Origin of the sequence: Candidatus Dorea massiliensis AP6 (genome assembly GCF_964245105.1) — a bacterium.
In the GTDB taxonomy this organism is placed as follows: Bacteria; Bacillota; Clostridia; order Lachnospirales; family Lachnospiraceae; genus Laedolimicola; species Laedolimicola intestinihominis.
Genome location: NZ_CAXTKW010000002.1, coordinates 90,874 through 107,532, shown reverse-complemented (window position 1 = coordinate 107,532; position 16,659 = coordinate 90,874). Strand labels below are relative to the sequence as shown.

Annotated in this window: 14 protein-coding genes; all 14 read right to left on the bottom strand. The window is 51.8% G+C overall.

Translation table 11 applies throughout. The annotated features are described in order from the left end of the window. Nucleotides 1-99 precede the first annotated feature (99 nt). The gene (locus ACESZP_RS02910; protein ID WP_178038770.1) at nt 100-1,017 is read right to left on the bottom strand and encodes an acyltransferase family protein; all 918 of its coding nucleotides are present in this window, start codon (nt 1,015-1,017) and stop codon (nt 100-102) included. 5 nt (nt 1,018-1,022) lie between these two features. After that, entirely contained in the window at nt 1,023-2,183 is a 1,161-nt protein-coding gene (locus ACESZP_RS02905; protein WP_499707976.1) for an acyltransferase family protein, read from the bottom strand. Between the two features lie 81 nt (nt 2,184-2,264). Further along, nucleotides 2,265-3,200 carry a hypothetical protein gene (locus tag ACESZP_RS02900; RefSeq protein WP_178038768.1) on the bottom strand — a complete coding sequence of 312 codons (936 nt, stop codon included), beginning with the start codon at nt 3,198-3,200 and terminating at the stop codon, nt 2,265-2,267. 196 nt (nt 3,201-3,396) lie between these two features. After that, a complete protein-coding gene (locus ACESZP_RS02895; protein WP_499707975.1) occupies nt 3,397-4,830 on the bottom strand; it encodes an MBOAT family O-acyltransferase in 1,434 nt (477 codons plus the stop codon). A 22-nt stretch (nt 4,831-4,852) separates the two neighbouring features. Further along, complete coding sequence (locus tag ACESZP_RS02890; protein WP_499707974.1) at nt 4,853-5,755, bottom strand: hypothetical protein; 903 nt, start codon at nt 5,753-5,755, stop codon at nt 4,853-4,855. Continuing rightward, nucleotides 5,755-6,957 (bottom strand): putative hexosyltransferase, encoded by a 1,203-nt coding sequence (locus ACESZP_RS02885; RefSeq protein WP_440321069.1) that lies wholly within the window; start codon nt 6,955-6,957, stop codon nt 5,755-5,757. Before ACESZP_RS02885 ends, ACESZP_RS02890 begins: the two co-directional genes overlap by 1 nt. Nucleotides 6,958-6,970: 13 nt before the next feature. Further along, nucleotides 6,971-7,924: a glycosyltransferase family 2 protein gene (locus ACESZP_RS02880; RefSeq protein WP_499707973.1), complete on the bottom strand. Its 954-nt coding sequence runs from the start codon at nt 7,922-7,924 to the stop codon at nt 6,971-6,973. Nucleotides 7,925-7,955: 31 nt separating this feature from the next. Then, nucleotides 7,956-8,822, bottom strand: coding sequence for a dTDP-4-dehydrorhamnose reductase (rfbD, locus tag ACESZP_RS02875; RefSeq protein ID WP_178038763.1), 867 nt, complete (start codon nt 8,820-8,822; stop codon nt 7,956-7,958). A gap of 10 nt (nt 8,823-8,832) precedes the next feature. After that, a complete protein-coding gene (locus ACESZP_RS02870; protein ID WP_499707972.1) occupies nt 8,833-10,461 on the bottom strand; it encodes a DUF6056 family protein in 1,629 nt (542 codons plus the stop codon). Nucleotides 10,462-10,465: 4 nt separating this feature from the next. After that, a complete protein-coding gene (locus ACESZP_RS02865) occupies nt 10,466-10,825 on the bottom strand; it encodes a DUF2304 family protein (protein WP_178038761.1) in 360 nt (119 codons plus the stop codon). Next, nucleotides 10,822-11,523: a glycosyltransferase family 2 protein gene (locus ACESZP_RS02860; RefSeq protein ID WP_499707971.1), complete on the bottom strand. Its 702-nt coding sequence runs from the start codon at nt 11,521-11,523 to the stop codon at nt 10,822-10,824. The genes ACESZP_RS02865 and ACESZP_RS02860 overlap by 4 nt, the downstream gene beginning before the upstream one ends. Before the next feature lie 91 nt (nt 11,524-11,614). After that, a complete protein-coding gene (locus ACESZP_RS02855; protein WP_178038759.1) occupies nt 11,615-12,361 on the bottom strand; it encodes a glycosyltransferase in 747 nt (248 codons plus the stop codon). Between the two features lie 4 nt (nt 12,362-12,365). After that, the gene (locus ACESZP_RS02850) at nt 12,366-13,571 is read right to left on the bottom strand and encodes a glycosyltransferase (RefSeq protein ID WP_499707970.1); all 1,206 of its coding nucleotides are present in this window, start codon (nt 13,569-13,571) and stop codon (nt 12,366-12,368) included. Nucleotides 13,572-13,582: 11 nt separating this feature from the next. Continuing rightward, on the bottom strand, nt 13,583-16,612 hold the full coding sequence (locus ACESZP_RS02845) for a fucose pyrophosphorylase domain-containing protein (protein ID WP_499707969.1): 3,030 nt from the start codon (nt 16,610-16,612) through the stop codon (nt 13,583-13,585). Nucleotides 16,613-16,659 lie beyond the last annotated feature (47 nt).

Below are 16,659 nucleotides of genomic sequence, written 5' to 3'. Positions count from 1 at the left end.
ATATCTTCATCTTACTGCATATGGACTAAATACACAAGTCAGGATTCTGCCGAAATTCTTAGTTATAATTCTCAATCTGAGTTCCGGAAATCCATTCATTTACATCGTGATGCCAAGCATACCAAACACCATTCCAATGACGGAATACACAAACAGGTGCAGACACAAAATTGGCAGTGTATGCCGTCCGATGCATTCCAGCGGTCTCTGCAGCCACTTCGTATGCTTCGTCTCATACAGGGCGCTGCACAGAGACATCACAATCAGCGAGCCAGCCGTTCCCACGAAGAGATACAGGGCCATGCTCCGTCCATAATCCCCCACGGACATATTGACGCTTCCATTCCAGCGGGCTGCAAGCACAAAGGCTGCGGCCACCAGGAACAGATAAAACGGCTTTTTCAAAAGCTTTCCGACCCAGTCCTGCACCGCCGCCAGCTTGCCGATGATCAGGAAAGTCACAGCATAAAAGGCACAGTCGATGCTCCAGGGCAGCAGTACAGGACACGCGTAATGAAGGCCAATGGCTATCAGCAGATAAATTCCGTTTCCCACAAAGGCCTTTCGGGAATCACCCTTCGCTGCCCGCATCAGAATCCAGAACAGGATATAGCTCACAAACATGCAGGTCAGAAACCAGGTGGGCGCGTTCAGAATCTGCATAAAATATACATTTGTGGCGGAATCCATGGGCATCAGACAGTTGCGGGAATAGAGGATGCCAAGCAGGGTCTGCCCGTCCGCATTTCCCCGCAAAAAGAAAAACACAAACAGAAACAGGTTGTAACCGAAATAGGGAAGCAGCAGACGTTTCGCTTTTTTCTTTACAAAAGCTCCAAAGCTCTCCTCCGGCTTATAGGAAAAGGTCATGCCAGCCGTGATGAAAAAGATGGGCATATAGAACATGCCGCCGTAGAAGCTTACCGGCCCGAAAGAGCGCCCCGTGTGTACCAGAAGCACCACCAGGATGCCGACGGCCTTGACCGCATCCAGCCATGCGATTCGTTTTTTCTCCATTTCCATCACTCCTTCTTCCTGCCTGCAAATGTCTTCGAAATTCCGGCGGTCAGCCGCCCGCTCACCGGCTCCAGATACTTCCGGCTAAGCGCCGAGAGTATCAGCACCAGCGCCAGCGTGCAGACAAAATCGAAAGCTGTCAGCAGCCCGTAGCTCATTTTCCCGTAAAGGCTTAAGAACAGCCAGCAGGAAAAGGTCGCAATCACCGGGAAATGCAGCAGATACAGGGAATATGACACCTTACCTAAGAACCGGAAGGGCTTTGCCCCGAAGAACCTCTGCAGTCCCGGCAGTCCCAGTACGCCTGCCAGCAACAGCGCAGCGCCCGCCAGGTGATAAAGGGTTGTATAGGCCGATGGCAATATGCCGTAAATCGTGCCGCTCATGTCCGAACCGATGGACGGATAGGACAGCAGGTACACGCCCAGTACAAAGCTGCCAAGCGGCAGAAGCCAGAACCGCCGCCACAGCTCCATGCCCTTCTGCCGGGTGCAGAAAAAGTCTGACGCCGCGAAGCCTAGGAAGATACCCGCAAAGTAAATGTCGGTCTTCACCGCTGCCAGCAGCATCACCAGATAAACCACATACCGAAACGGATTCTCCCCCACCAGATAAGCCGCCAGATAGACCACCAGCGCGCCGGAGAACAGGTAAGGGATGGTCCAGAGGACGCCGTTATAATTGTTGGTGCCGAACAGAAAGCAGCCGGCCAGGCTCTCGCCCAGCATCTGCAGGAAGTTCGGCTGAAACTGATTAAAGCCCGCGAACCACACCGTCGATTTGGTCAAGATGGCCGCCTCGTCGTTGCGATAGCATCCCAGGCTCATCAGGACAAAGATCACGGTATTGATCATCAAAATCATCGGCATCAGCCGGAAATAACGCTTCCAGGCCGCGGACTTCAGCCGTCCTTTATCCCTTGTGTGAAAATAGGACAGGCAGAGCACGAAGCCGCTGAACACCAGAAATAAGCAGACCGCCGAATTCCCGCTGTAGAGCAGATTCAGAGGCGTTTTGCCGATAGTAATCTCGATGCCGGAATTGGTGTTCACTGCATCTCCGGTCAGGCTGTAGGCCGCGTAATAAAAGGCAAAGACAAAATGGCAGAAAAATACCATCAGCGCGCCGATTCCTTTCAGTCCGTCGATATAGTCCAGTTTTTTCAAGCTGCTTCCTCCATTCTGTCTCCGCCAATGCCCTGCGGTAATTTTAGTTTACATAACTTTGCTTCTATCATTTGATAATTTTTATTCTGTCGCTTTTAATTTCTCACAGAGTAAGGCTGTATAGCTCTCGCGTCCCTCCGCCGACAGGTGAATCAAATCCTGATAACCTCCAGCTTCCGAAATATCAAAATCCAGCTCCTCCCCGCAGAGAATCGCAAAGCTGCCGTCTCCGGTCCACCCACTTTGTAGCTCCTGCACGATAGAAAGAGCCTCCGCGTATAACTTCTGATAATCCTCATCCGCATACATCCGCTCATACTTGGGCGTCTCCAGAAACCAGAGGTTCAGGCCATAGTCTTCTGCCAGCTCCACGATTTTTCCATAGCCCTCGGCCTGGGTGCGGTTCACGCCGTCCCGGCTTCCCAGGGTTCCCAGGGCATAGAGCTCTTCTCTTGTCCTGCCCTGCTGGCGAATCAGACTGCCGCCGTCCCGGAACTGGGACGACACAATCTTATTGTTCAGAGGATAGGTCAGAAGCTGCTCGTTGTTGGCCGTCACAAAGAACTCATAGAAGTCCCCGAAGCTCACGTCGGTGCTGTTTCTCATCAGCCGCCAGGCCTTTGCCTTGAACTTCAGATCTGTGTCCAGCAAAATCTTGGTGTCGCTGATCCAGGGATCGGCTGCCGCTGTGTAGGGATACAGATCAATGTACAGATTTTTTACCTGCAGCCCCTGCTCCAGCATATACTGCAGCTCCAGGGCCATCAGCGCCGGCTGGTTGCCATTATAAGACAGGATGTAGCTGCTGCCGGGAAGCTCCGCCTCCAGCACGTCGATATCCAGGCCCTGCCGGAACATGGACGAACCGATGAAGAGGTTATCCACACGTTCTTTCCGGATGGCTGCCTGCATGCCGTAGGTAGATGCCGGAAGACAGCGGGCGTATTCATTTTTAATTAAAATCAGGATCAGCGCTATTATGAAGGCAACTGCCACGGTCTTTAATACTCGTTTCATAAATAAATATTCTCACTTATCCTATAAAATTTATTAGAACTTTTCTTTTCCAATAAGATTTTATAAACTTAAACCTTAAATTACTTTTTCTAATAATTATAATTATCCACAATATTTTAAATAAAAGAAAAATTTATCCACTTTTCAATTATAAAAAGGTGAACAGATACTTTCATATCTATTTTTCAATTCTCTATTAGAAATTCGCGTACAAAAACCCCGACGCCCCGAACACTCCGAACAGCACCACACTCACCAGCATCACGGCCAGCCACGCACTACTCAGCACCATGCCCTCGCGCTTCTCCTTCTTCCCATACACCTGCCCTCTCTCATAGAGGAATAACAGGAACAGAAAGCCACAGGCAGTCAGGAAATAGGCGGCGCAGGTATTATCCCCGGTGAAGGGCAGAATGGAATTCTGGATGTCCACATAGGACAGGGAAAAGCAGGTAACTGCATGCGTGAGGAACCCCAGTGCCTTTCCGAAGCTCTCAGCCCGGAAGAAGACCCAGGCTAAGGTTACGCCGCAGAAGGTAATCAGTGTCTCAAGCACCCTGAGCGCCAGAGGCACGCTCTCCTCTTTCTTTGTGCTTATGATATTCCACAGGCCATGCATCCCGCCCCAGATCACAAAGCTCCAGTTCGCTCCGTGCCAGAGACCGCTGACCAGAAAGGTCGCCAGCACATTTAGCCGGTGGCGCACAGGGCTTACCCGGTTGCCACCCAACGGAATGTAGATATAATCCTTAAGCCAGCCGGACAGGGAAATATGCCACCGGCTCCAGAACTCCTTGATGCCCCGGGAAAAATAGGGACAGTCAAAGTTTTGACCGCTGTCAATTCCCAGCACATTTGTCATACCGATGGCGATATCTGAGTACCCCGAAAAATCGCAGTACAGCTGGAATGAATAAAAGAACGCCGCCATCACACAGGCCAGTCCCGGATAACTCTCCGGCGCGCCAAAGACCGCGTCCACGTACCCCGCCAGCCGGTTCGCAATTACGATTTTCTTAAACAGTCCCAGCACTATTCGCTGAAGTCCCACGGAAAACAGCTCCGCATGGTATGTGGGTCCCTCATGAAGCTGTTCGATAAAATGCTCCGACCGCTCAATCGGTCCCGACAGAATCTGCGGAAAAAACAGGATGTACGTCAGATAAGCGCCGCAGCCCTCCAGGCCGCGCTCCGCACCCCGTTTTCCCAGATAAATATCCGCCAAAAAGCTTATCATTTTAAAGGTATAATAGGAGATCCCCATTGGCACCGCCAGACTTAGAACCGGCGCGCTTCCGCCCAGTCCCGCCAGTGCCAGCAGTGCCGCCACCGAACCCACAAAAAAATTGAAATATTTATACACAAAAAGAACGCCCAGTATCGGCAGAATTCCCGCCCACAGCCAGACCTTCTTTTTTTCTTTCGTCTCCGCCTGTTCGATTTTTGCCCCGGCATAGAAGCTCCAGAGCGCGCTTCCGCCGGACAATACCAGCATCCACGGACCGGCACTCACATAGAAAAGCATGCTTGCCAGAAGCAGCAGCCACTGCCGGAACCGCCTTGGAACCAGGTAGTAGACTGCCGCCACGCCAACTAAAAATGCCAGGGTCAACATAATATTTGAAACCATTCTATTCTCCTATAGGGGAATGTTACTCGCCCTTCACAGCCGCGCGATAAAGATCCACGCCCACATTCGTAAGCATCGCCAGCAGCAGTACAGAAAATACCACCATCGGCAGCTTCGTCTCGCCGTTGATGGCGTACGCGTAAGCACTGTAGGACACAATCAGATGCAGCATCGGCAGATAAAACCGCTTCGGCCAGCGCATGAAGTAAATGAGCGCCGCCACATCCGCCGTATACCCGGCCCAGGCCGGCATATAGGGCGCAAAATAAGGCACTAGAATCGCTGCAAACAGGAAGATGCGAAGCACCATGTCCTTCGTTACCTTCACCTTTTTATCAGCAAACCAGTAAATTCCAGTTAAAATCATACCAGCGAGAATCAGCAGGGATACCTTATCGTAAAGCTCCACAAAGGCATTTTTCCCGATAATCTCGTAGAAATTCGGCCACCCCCGATTCAAGGACACCGGATAGGCCACGTCAAGCGTCATCCACCAGGAACGGACGCGGAACACCGCGATCAGAAGCCCCGCCAGGATGCTTCCGGTTCCAAGCAGCGCATTTCCCCGACTGTAGAGATAGAGACCCAGGAAAAGCAGAATCGCATAATAAATACAGTTAATATTCCACAGGGAGCCGTTCGCCACCGCCGTGGGATAAATCGCCAAAATTGCGTAGGTCAGGAAAGCCCGCAGCCGGCTTCCCGTATAACTGTGTACAATCGCGCCGCACAGAACCGCCAGCGCAAATTCCAGCACAACCGCACAGAGCTTCCATGTGTCGGTCGGCGTATATTCGATGACCGTGGAGCGGAGCGCCAGTCCTGTACCGGTAATACATACTGCCAGCAGCAGATCCAGAAAGGTAAAGGTCACGCCGCGCACATTCCATTTTCTGGAAATGAAGTTTCTCAAAAATTCATCCATCACGCGGCCTCCTTCTTCACAGTCTCTTGTTCCATAGGGATCTGGTTCTCCGGATTCCGCATATAATGCCAGATATCCAGGCCCACCAGGACGAGCAGCCCAAGCTCTGCAAAGGCCCACACGCCGTAGTAAATGGTAGGCTCGTCGGAACCCAGATGGCTTAAGTAAGCCATATAGGAATTGAAGGACACCAGAATCTGCACCAATGGGAAATAGAATTTCTTCGTATTCATCATGGCATAGATAATCGCCAGAATATCCGCCACACAGCCGTACCGCTCATGCATGTGCGGCAGGAACCAGGGCGTCAGAATCGCGAAAAACAGCGCCATCTGCACGATGAATTCATTGGTAATCCGGTAGCGTTTCTGAGCCATGGCGTACAGGATGATCATCAGGATACCAAGAATCAGCCACGTGCCCGCCGAAGCGTATTCAAGCAAAAAGAACTGATTTCCGATGATCTGATAGATATTCGGCCATTTGATGGACAGGGACCAGACATCCTGAGCTCCCTGGGCCATGTAGATATTGATCAGATCCATCAGTGGCCGTCCCGCAATCCAGGCCGGCACGATACTTAAGAAATACAGCGCCGGGATCCACAGAAAATGCTTCAGATCCACCTTTTTATTCACCCACAGAATCACCAGGAACGGGAAAATAAACAGGGACTGGAGTTTAAACACAAAGGCCATCCCGTAGAAAAACATGGCTTTGCAGGGGCGGTCCTCAAACAGGTAATAAAAGCACAGCAGCAAAAAGGTCATAAAAATAATGTCGCACTGGGCCCACAGGGCGCTGTTGGCCCAGATGGTGGGCACAATGAGAAACAGGCCGTAGGACAGGATGCCTTTGCGCTTGCTTCCGGTAACCTTCCAAATCATTTTTCCCAGAATGCCCGCCGCCACAAAGTCCAACACACAGTGCAGGCCCTTATAGGCCGTCATCGGGTTGATGGACAGCCTGCTGATGGCCCAGAGAATATAAACGAAGGTCGGTGTATAATCATAGCGATCCGTAGCCAGATAGGAAAATCCCATCTCCTTCAAATCAGAAATCCACGGATCCCAGTACATCAGCCAGTCGTCTGTAATCACCACACGCAGGATGACACGGATACCCAGGCCAATCAGCGTCAGAGCCGCCAGATAGCACAGATCCATCCGGTTCAGCCCACGCTTTTTCAAAAAGCTGTTCATAAAACTCTCCTAATTATTTATCCAGTACAGTCTCAATAATATACTTGGGGCGCGCCTTGGTTTCCAGGTAAATTTTTCCAATATATTCACCCACAATACCGATAGCCAGAAGCTGCAGGCCGCCGATGGCCCAGATAGACACAATGGTGCTGGTCCAGCCGTGTACGGTTCTGCCCATGAAATGCACCACCAGGAAATAAATCAGCATAATCAGGCTGATGGCAAAAATCAGAAAACCACAGGTGGTAATCATACGGATCGGCTTGATGCTGAAGGAAGTGATCCCATCGGTGGCAAAAGCAAGCATCTTCTTCAGCGGATACTTGGACTCGCCCGCGAAACGTTCATGACGCTCGTAAGTGACGATGTCCGACTTGTACCCAATGAGTGGCACGATACCGCGCAGGAACAGATTTACCTCGCGAAACTCTGACAATCCTTCCAGGGCGCGCTTGCTCATAAGACGGTAATCTGCATGGTTAAATACGATTTCCACGCCCATAGCCTGCATGATCTTATAAAAGCCCTCGGCAGTAAATTTCTTAAAGAAGGTGTCCGTATCCCGGGCGCTTCTGACGCCGTATACCACGTCATTTCCCTCATAATACTTCTCCACCATCTTGTCAATGACGTCCACATCGTCCTGCAGATCGGCGTCCAGGGAAATGGCCATATCCGCCTTTTCCTTCGCCGTCATCAGGCCGGCCAGAAGCGCGTTCTGATGACCCTTATTCCTGGACAGCTTCACACCGGAATATATGGGGTTAGACTCATGTAACTCCCGGATAATTTCCCAGGTCTTATCCTTGGAGCCATCATTTACGAACATGATTTTGCTCTCCCGGGAAATCATGCCCCGATCGAACATGGAATTCATTTTCTCCAGAAGCTGCTTCGCGGTCTCATGCAGTACAGCCTCCTCGTTATAGCAGGGAATTACCAGATATAAAATATCATTTCCTGTCATCGGATCTCTCTCCTTCTCTTATGTGCAAATGTTATTTCGCCAGCAGTTCCTTCATGTATACTTCGATAGCGTCCTGCCAGGAAGCGAAGGAGAAATCGGTGGTCAGCTTCAGCATATAGTTCTCCAGAATGGAGTATGCGGGCCGGTCTGCGGAGTTCGGGAAGCGGCGCTTGTACTCCTCTGAGGTAATCGGCTCGATCTCCGTCCTGCTGCCTGCCAGGCGAAGTACGGTAGCCGCAAACTCGGCCCAGTTGGTGTCGCCCTCGCAGGTACCGTGGAACAGACCGTAATTGTCGGTCGGAAGCAGATATTTGATAGCCTTGGCCAGCTCTACCGCGCTGGTGGGGGTTCCCACCTGATCCATGACTACGCCGATCTTATCGTTATTTTCCGCCAGCTTCAGCATGGTCTTTGCGAAGTTGTGACCGTCGCCGTACAGCCATGCGGTACGGATGATAAAGTACTGATTTGCGAAATCTTTTACGAAATTCTCGCCTGCCAGCTTGGTTGCGCCGTACATGCTCTTGGGGCTTACTGAGTCAAACTCCGTCAGTGGATGGGCGGATACATCCCCCGGAAATACATAGTCGGTAGAGATATGCATGAGCTTTGCTCCGGTATCTGCTGCCGCGATAGCCAGGTTGCGGGCTCCGATGGCGTTGATCTTATACGCCAGATCCTGCTCCACCTCGCACTTGTCCACATTGGTGTAAGCCGCGCAGTTGATGATAGCGTAGGGCTTTACCTCTCTGGCAAGCTCCAGTACCTTATCCACCTTGGTGATATCCAGCTCTGCCACATCGGTATTTACCAGTTCATACTCGGTACTGCCTGCATACTGCTGATTCACTGCCCGTCCCAGCTGTCCGTTGCATCCTGTCACAATAATCTTTTTCATGTTTTTTCTCCTATTCTGCTGATTCAGCGTCTTCTGTATTGTCTGCGTTTTCTGTATCCTCAGTCTGAGCGTCGCTATCCTCCCCAGACGATTCTTCCTCTTCTACATGCTTTATCATGTAATCCTTATGATAATAATCGCACATGGCCAGATTCCGGCTGTCGTCCGGATCCGGCGTCAGTGTGCCGAAATAAAGCAGCTCCGGACGGTAGGTAACCTCTTCTACTACAACCTCTTTGACATCCGGATCGTGATAAAGCTTCTCACGCATGCGGATTTCCTTGTCGTATACCTGTGCCTCTCCATATACCATGGATTTCAACGCCGTCGCAAAGGTAATTTCTTCCAGATCACTTACAATGTTAATCTTCCACATTCCCACGATCACACAGCATACGCCTGCCACGCCCAGCAGTACCGGAGTGGCTTTCCGCAGAAGATCCTGTACCTCCTGCGCGCATTTCTCATACTGCCGTCTGAGCCATCCGGCATAGTAAATGGCGTTGGACGCGTAGAACAGAATCACACCGTAGAAGCAGATATTATAGTAACGGCCGCCGGAGATAAAACGCACGGCGAAGATGGCCGGAACCCACATAACCACCACCAGGCTGTAGCTTACCAGGGTAAACATCAGCGGGCACCGGAAGGAAAACTTCGTATTCTTCAGCTGCCACAGCATCACCAGGAACAGAGCGAAAATCACCAGCACAATCACCACATTGGTGGCCTCGTTAAACATATAGTCCAGAGACTTGGTATAGGACTTGTAAATAGCCTCCATCGGGGTACGGGGCTGGAAATTGGACTGGCGGCGATAGTTGCCCGGAGCCAATACATTCAGGAAAAAGGCCGGAAGGTATACGATAAACAGGGAACCCAGCTGAATCCGAAGCTTCTTCGGATACCGCTTTTTTTCCACGATCGCGTCCAGGAACAGCAGGAACATCAATACCGCTGTCAGCAGCGCGTTGGGATACATGCCGCCGCCCAGCAGGATCAGGATCAGAATCATTCCCACCATACGTTTTGCGGAAATCTGCTTTTTATGCATACCGTCGGCAATCAGCCCCATCAGAATCAGCAGCATGGAGAAAAATCCTGTATATCCCACGCTTCCAATCCACCAGTAAAAGGCTTCCAGGCCCACCGGGACATACTGGATGCAGAGCGTCAGTACCACCACAGACACGCTGACAGCCACAGCTCTCGACATGCCTAAGATTCGGTGCAGCATAACATCGATAAAATAAGTAAAACCAACCACCATGACGCCCACCAGAATAAAGGTCTGGATGAAGGTCAGGCGTTCAGAGATAATCGAGGGCCGCAAAGCTCCAATCACCGCAAAGCTGTAGGTTCCCTGCCACTCATGCCACAGGTTTTCCGCTCTCTGCACCGCCGCCCGCAGCACTGCCGGGATCACAGCCAGTCCGGAGTTCTCCTCCAGGGCATGGCGGGTCAGAATACCATAGTTAAAGTCGTCCATAACCGGATGGTTGAAGAAGCTCAATGCCAGAATCGGAAGCAGGCTCAGTATAAAGCAGCATACCAGAAACTTCGCCATATTCTTTTCGTCTTTCATCCAGTTTACATACTTTTCCCAGAGATTTCTGGTAATCTCGTATATCGTTTCCACGTTTCTAATTCTCCTTTTCTTTCAGTTCGTCCGCCCGCTCCTTTTCCTCCAGAGCCAGCTCCTGGGTCAGGTCCTTTACCTTATTTTCCAGGGTAGACAGCTCGATGGTCATCATAAACAGCTTCAGCAGCAGAATGAAGATGAACACCATAAACACGAAGTTTACCGGCAGCTGCATGCCCAGAAGTCTCGTAAACAGGGTCACAAGCCACGGGAACAGGCTGATGATGACCAGCACGCCCGCAAAGACAATCCAGAAGATCGCGTATTCGATCTGCAGCTTGGACTGACGGATTTTCTTTAAAATATAATAGGTGCTGAGGAGTGATACCACAATCAGCACAATGCGAAATACCGGTGTCATGAAACCTTCACCTCCCTGCGCTTCCGGAAGTTCTGAATCAGCAGAATCGACAGAAGCATCCGTAACATATACATCATGGATCTGGTCAGGTTCAGATAGCTCTCACCTGCGATCCGCTCATCCATCTCCACCTGAACCTCGGCAATGGTGGCACCCTGCTTCAGAAGATAGGATACCGTATCCGGCTCCGGGCCGTAATTCATATTCAGGGCAAATTCCGCTATCATTTTCTTATTGAACATCCGCATGCCCGAAGTGGGATCCTTGACCCTGCGGCCGGTGGTCAGCTTCATGGCCGTGGAAATCAGGTTGCTGCCCAGCATCCGTAAGGAATGGGGCTTCTTCTCGGTCACAAACCGGGAACCGATGACGATATCGTAGCCCTCCTGAATCTTGTCCAGCATGGGGCCGATAAATTCCGGGCGGTGCTGTCCGTCCGCGTCAAACTGGATGGCGTAATCGTAGCCATTCCGATAGGCGTATTTGAGCCCCGTCTGGAAGGCTCCGGCCAGCCCTAAGTTCACCGGCAGATCCACCAGCTCATAGCCGTTCTTCCGGCAGATTTTTGCCGTGCTGTCGGAGGATCCGTCGTTGATGACGATATAGTCATACATCGGGTAATTATTTTTCAGGTTTTCCACCACGCGCACAATGTTTTCTTCTTCATTGTAGGCGGGGATGATGACCAGACATTTCATCTGTGTGTCTCCTTATGTTTTATAGATCGTCCAGGCATGCAGCTCGATGCGCCCCAGGGCACTTTCGCATGCCTTAGTGTTACGCCATATTTTAACGCTTCTTAGCGAATTGTGCAAGCACTCTTAGCGTTCTGCACAAATCTGTAAACCACGCGAACCGCACGCCATTCTCGCGAAGCGCCCGATGCCCCTCTTTCATTCCGGCCAGATACGCTCCCAGGCTGTTCGTACTGGTGCCGCCGTGGGACATGTAAATCAACACCTCCGGCAAGTAAGATAACTTCACTTTCTTATTCTTCAGAATCCGTATCATAAACTCATAATCCGCGGAAATCCGGTAATCGGTCTTATAAAGGCCGTATTTGTCATACACACTTTTCTTCAGATACAGGGTCGGATGACCGGGCATCCAGCCGCAGCGGATATTACCCTGGCCCTGGTGCCAGTAGCGCACCACCTTGTCGCCCTCCATATAATAGAGGTCGCCGTGTACGCCGTCCGTGCCCTCCTTTTCCATGATGGCCACCATCTTACTGATGACGTCCGGGCCTGCATATTGGTCGAAGCAGCAGCCTAAGATGTCGCCGGTGGACAGCCGGATTCCCTTGTTGATGGCGTCATAGATTCCCTTGTCCTTCTCGGAAATCCATTTCAGCCGATCGCCGAAATATGCCTCTGCCTCCGCAATGACCTCCCGGGTGCCATCGGTGGAACCGCCGTCCACGATGACATACTCGATATTGTCATAATCCTGCTTCTTCACCTGGGCAATGATTTTTTTCAGATTCTCTTTATCATTATAGGTCGTCGTAATGATCGAAACCTTTGGATTTTCCATAATTTTACTCCTCGTGTAATAGCTTCGCGTACAGCTTCAGATAATCCTGAAACCGCTCGTTCTTATCATAATGAGACGCTTTTGTAAGACAGGCCGTCCGCTTATCCGGCTCTGACCGCATGGCCTTCACCGCCGCCTCCAGGGCTTCCACATCCCCCTTGGGAACCACCTTGCCGCAGCTTTCGTCCACAGACTCCACGCTTCCTCCGGTGGCAAAGGTGATAACCGGGGTTCCGCAGGCCAGGGCCTCCAGATTCGTCGTGGGGAAGGTATCCTCCAGGGTGGTATTCACATAGGCGTCTGCCATGGAATAGTACTCCGCCAGTTCTTCCATGCTGTTGGTGCGCATAACTCCGTGAATCTTCGGGTGCAGCTTTTTCATCTTCCGCTTCGATAAACCGATTAAAATAATCTGATAGTCATCGGGCAGCCGATCCGCCAGCTGTTCAAAATAAGCATAACCCTTCCGTTCCTCCCACATACTTGCCACGCCCAGAAGAATGTATTTTCCCTCGAAGCCCAGTTTCCTGCGGAGTCCCTGATCCACCGGATGAAATTTATCCAGGGCGATCCCGTTTGGAATCACCTGCACCGGATACTCTCCCAGATAGGACTCTCTTGCGTAGCCTGCCAGCCACCGGGAGGGGGTCACCACCGTCAGGGAAGGCACGCCGGTAAAGGCTGCCTTTTTTCTCTGGTAATTGGAGGCTGTATTGTCCCTAAATAACGCATAGGGATAGACGCTACGGTACTGGGGGCAGCTTCCGCAGCCTGTCTTCCATTTCATACAGCCGATATAATCAAAATGGGCGCAATGTCCCGTAAAGCTCCAGCAGTCATGGAGCGTCCAGACTACCGGCTTCCCGGCCTGCTTCAGATACCAGAACAGCTGCTCCACGTCCAGGTAAAAGCCGTGGATATTGTGGAGATGAATGATATCCGGATCATATTCCTTGATCTTTTCTATCAGTCTGCCCGTCTGCTTTTTGGAAGCAAAGCCGTGCTCCCCCCGGAAAAAGGTATGAAGCACATGGAAGCCCATGTCCAGGTCCGTTCCGAATTTATACGTGGGGATTCCTTCCGGCCCGGTCCGGCGGCCAAAGGCCACCATTCCCTCGTCTCCCTGTTTCTCCAGGGCATGTACGATATCCACCGTGATACGGCCCACGCTTCCGCTTCCGCAGATGGTATTAATCTGTAATACTTTCAAAATGATACTCCTTATACTAACTCACAGTCCCATACGTCCACGCCGCTGTCCTGGAACACGCTGCGGATCCGCTCCCGGAGCTGCTCCTTCGTGCAGCCCTTTTTCAGAATGGCCTGCAGGAAGCCGCCTCCGCCGGCGCCGCAGATCATCCGGGCTTCTAATAGATCCTCGCAGCTTAGGAAAATCTGATCGATACAGGTATTGGTGCTGCCGCCGTCCAGACGTCTGGACAGTTCCCAGTGCCGTTCCAGAAGCTCTGCGAACCCGTCGACATTACCCTTTTCCAGCTCAAACTTCATCAAGACCGCCACCTGCTGAATCTCATAAAGCACCTGCAGGGAATTGGGATTGGAGCCGATATAGCCGCCGACCACCTCCCGGAGCAGATTCCGGGCAAGTCTGCGCTGCCCCGTATAAATCAGTACAAACCGGTCCTTCAGCTCCTGAAGCGCCTCCTCCGGAATCTGAAGATGCTGGACTTCGATATTCTGCATCAGCCCAGGTCTGGTCGTCACCAGCTTGATACCGTCGGTGAGGCCGCCCACCTGATCCTGCCAGCCGCCTCCGGTGCTCATGAGCTGCTCCATGCAGAGCACATGAGTATATAATTCATTTTCAGTCACTTTTTTCCCGATGTATTCGAAAATAGCTTTCACACAGGCGCCCGCCAGGATACTGCTGGTGCCAAGACCGGAACCTCTGGGAATTCCCATAACCGCTGTGGACAGGTACAGACCGCCGCCAAGCTTACCAAGAAGCTCCTTAAGCGTTGTCTCCCGGTTCAGGGGCACGATGCCGCAGGCCAGAAGCGCAGCCTTGTGAAGGGCATAGGTATCAAAGGGATCCCGGCAGCTCTGCAATGCCTTCATATCCGTAAATTCATCGTAAGCACCTGAATCGGTACTTGCCAGCGCAATACAGGGCTTGTCTATCTTTTTCACGGTCACAATCACCGGCAGAATACCGTTCAGCTTCGCCGCCGCATTGAGCACTGTGCCGCCATGCTCGTTGCAGTAAGGCGGCGTATCGGACCAGCCGCCGCCGAAATTCACACGGATGGGCAGCTCCACCTTCACTTCATCCTTTGTGATGTGGTATGGCTCCTCCGCCGGGGTCTTGCCGATGCTGGCCTCATATAAGCTGTCGCAGAGGTAGCGGAAACACTGATTTTCCAAATCCTCGCTGACCTGACCGGTCGTCATTTTCGATAAATAATAGTAAATACGCATGCGGATACTGAAGTCCGACTGCTCCGCAATGTCACGCAGCTTCTCCACCTGGGAAGCCGTCACACCCTGCTCGCCAAAAACCGTCCTGGTTTCTTCGATGCTTTTGCGCTCCTCCAGCATCAGTAAAAATCTGGCAATTCTCACTCTTGTACCAAGCTTCGCCTGCCATGCGGTAATTTCCTTTACGTCAGCCTGCTCAAAGCTCTCCTGCAGGCTCAGACGTTTCTGGCTGCAATACCAGATAAGCGTCGCCGCGTCCGCCGTGCCATCCGCAATAGCCAGAATTCTCATGGCTGCTGCCACAGCTTCCTCGATAGTTTCACACACCGGATAAAGCTTCGCGGTCCAGAGGTAATGAGTACCTTCCGCATTTTCCCAGAGGTCTTCCGGCTGCATGCCTGCATTTACCAGAAACTCCGGCAAGGTACCGTTCAGGAAGGCTCCGCCATCCTCCAGCGTCACCTTCGGGTTATCCTGCACGCCATAGACGCGCACCACAAAGCAGCCGTCCTTCTGCTTTAATCCATGCAGTGCCGTATTTTCCGGGATCTTCTCCCCCCGCAGGGTCACCGCAGAAATCACGCAGGCTTCTCCCACCTGGCTGCCGTCGTAGATATAACTGTCTTCTATATAGGAAGATTCCGCAATCTTCGTATTTCTCTCGATATAGCTGTTGCTGCAGGCGTTGGCGTCCTCCGACTCCTCCACACCCAGAACCTGTCGCTTCCAGTCCAGGAACTCATAGTTGTCGATGTCCTCCGTCACCAGCTTCAGCAGCTCATGGGTCGTTCCAAAATGGATAAACTGAGCCGGAGACAGGCACAAAAGCTTCAGAGAATAGGGATGCAGGACCTCCCAAATCTCTTTCCTGCAGGCTAAAAGCTCCGGGCAGAATTCACCCTCCGGCTTCTCTTTTAAAAATTGCTCAAAAGTGGATCGGGACGCCAGCGGGTACAGGAAATCCCCATAAAAGCTGATGCGCGCCCGCTCGTTGACAAAGCGGTCATATTTCTCCGGAACGATTTTTCCGTTTTCGCCAATCAGGGAGAACAGGCTTTCCAGAAGATCGCAGTCCAGCATAATGGCTCCGGTATCCAGATCCACCGCATTTTGACTGTTCACCGCGCCAAGCTCCCGCAGATGCTCCACGCTCTGCTTGTGCAGGAAGTTAGCCACGTAACCGCTCTCGTCACCCAGGAATACGCCGTGATCCTTTCCCGTATCCACGTCCTCCTTGATGGAAATGGCCGCTGCTCCGTGGAATGTAAAATCAATCTGCAGCGGGTTAAATAAAAGCAGCACATCACCGGAGAGCACCAGCATGCCCTCTCTGAACCGGGACGGCATACCCGCCATTCCAATCATAAATTCGTCAAACAGGGTGGAACGCCGTCCGTCCGGCAGTTCCCTGGGTACCGGTGAAAATAATTTTCCACAGGCCGAATACTGGGGCACCCTCTTGGAATCACCGCCGGAATGAATCACCAGGATTCGTTTTCCCCTGAAAAAGTCCGCGCCCTCGCCCTGCTCGCTTAAATATTTCATCACATGGAAGGTGGCTCCGCCGCTGCCTACCCGCTTGCCGTCCGGATCGGGCAGCACCCGGTAGATGGTCTCCTTCGGCAGTCTTCCCGCTTCCAGTCTGGCGTCAATCTGCGCCTGGTAAGCGTCAGCCTGCTCCTCATTGGAGGCGGTCAGAATCACATAGTCCCAGTGAATAAAATATTTCCTGGTCAGAGATTTTTCGTATTCCTCCCAGGCGTCCTGATAGCTCTGTCGTAAAAACAGATTCTTAATTTTCTGTGGTTTCATAAGTTCTCCCTTGTGTGCATTCGGGCAGAATGCTATAATATCCGCGT

Bases quoted from the DNA above. Each gene is read 5' to 3' on its own strand.
- ACESZP_RS02910 (WP_178038770.1), bottom strand. From the start codon at position 1,017: ATGGAGAAAAAACGAATCGCATGGCTGGATGCGGTCAAGGCCGTCGGC.
- ACESZP_RS02900 (WP_178038768.1), bottom strand. From the start codon at position 3,200: ATGAAACGAGTATTAAAGACCGTGGCAGTTGCCTTCATAATAGCGCTG.
- ACESZP_RS02895 (WP_499707975.1), bottom strand. From the start codon at position 4,830: ATGGTTTCAAATATTATGTTGACCCTGGCATTTTTAGTTGGCGTGGCG.
- ACESZP_RS02890 (WP_499707974.1), bottom strand. From the start codon at position 5,755: ATGGATGAATTTTTGAGAAACTTCATTTCCAGAAAATGGAATGTGCGC.
- ACESZP_RS02885 (WP_440321069.1), bottom strand. From the start codon at position 6,957: ATGAACAGCTTTTTGAAAAAGCGTGGGCTGAACCGGATGGATCTGTGC.
- ACESZP_RS02880 (WP_499707973.1), bottom strand. From the start codon at position 7,924: ATGACAGGAAATGATATTTTATATCTGGTAATTCCCTGCTATAACGAG.
- rfbD (WP_178038763.1), bottom strand. From the start codon at position 8,822: ATGAAAAAGATTATTGTGACAGGATGCAACGGACAGCTGGGACGGGCA.
- ACESZP_RS02865 (WP_178038761.1), bottom strand. From the start codon at position 10,825: ATGACACCGGTATTTCGCATTGTGCTGATTGTGGTATCACTCCTCAGC.
- ACESZP_RS02860 (WP_499707971.1), bottom strand. From the start codon at position 11,523: ATGAAATGTCTGGTCATCATCCCCGCCTACAATGAAGAAGAAAACATT.
- ACESZP_RS02855 (WP_178038759.1), bottom strand. From the start codon at position 12,361: ATGGAAAATCCAAAGGTTTCGATCATTACGACGACCTATAATGATAAA.
- ACESZP_RS02845 (WP_499707969.1), bottom strand. From the start codon at position 16,612: ATGAAACCACAGAAAATTAAGAATCTGTTTTTACGACAGAGCTATCAG.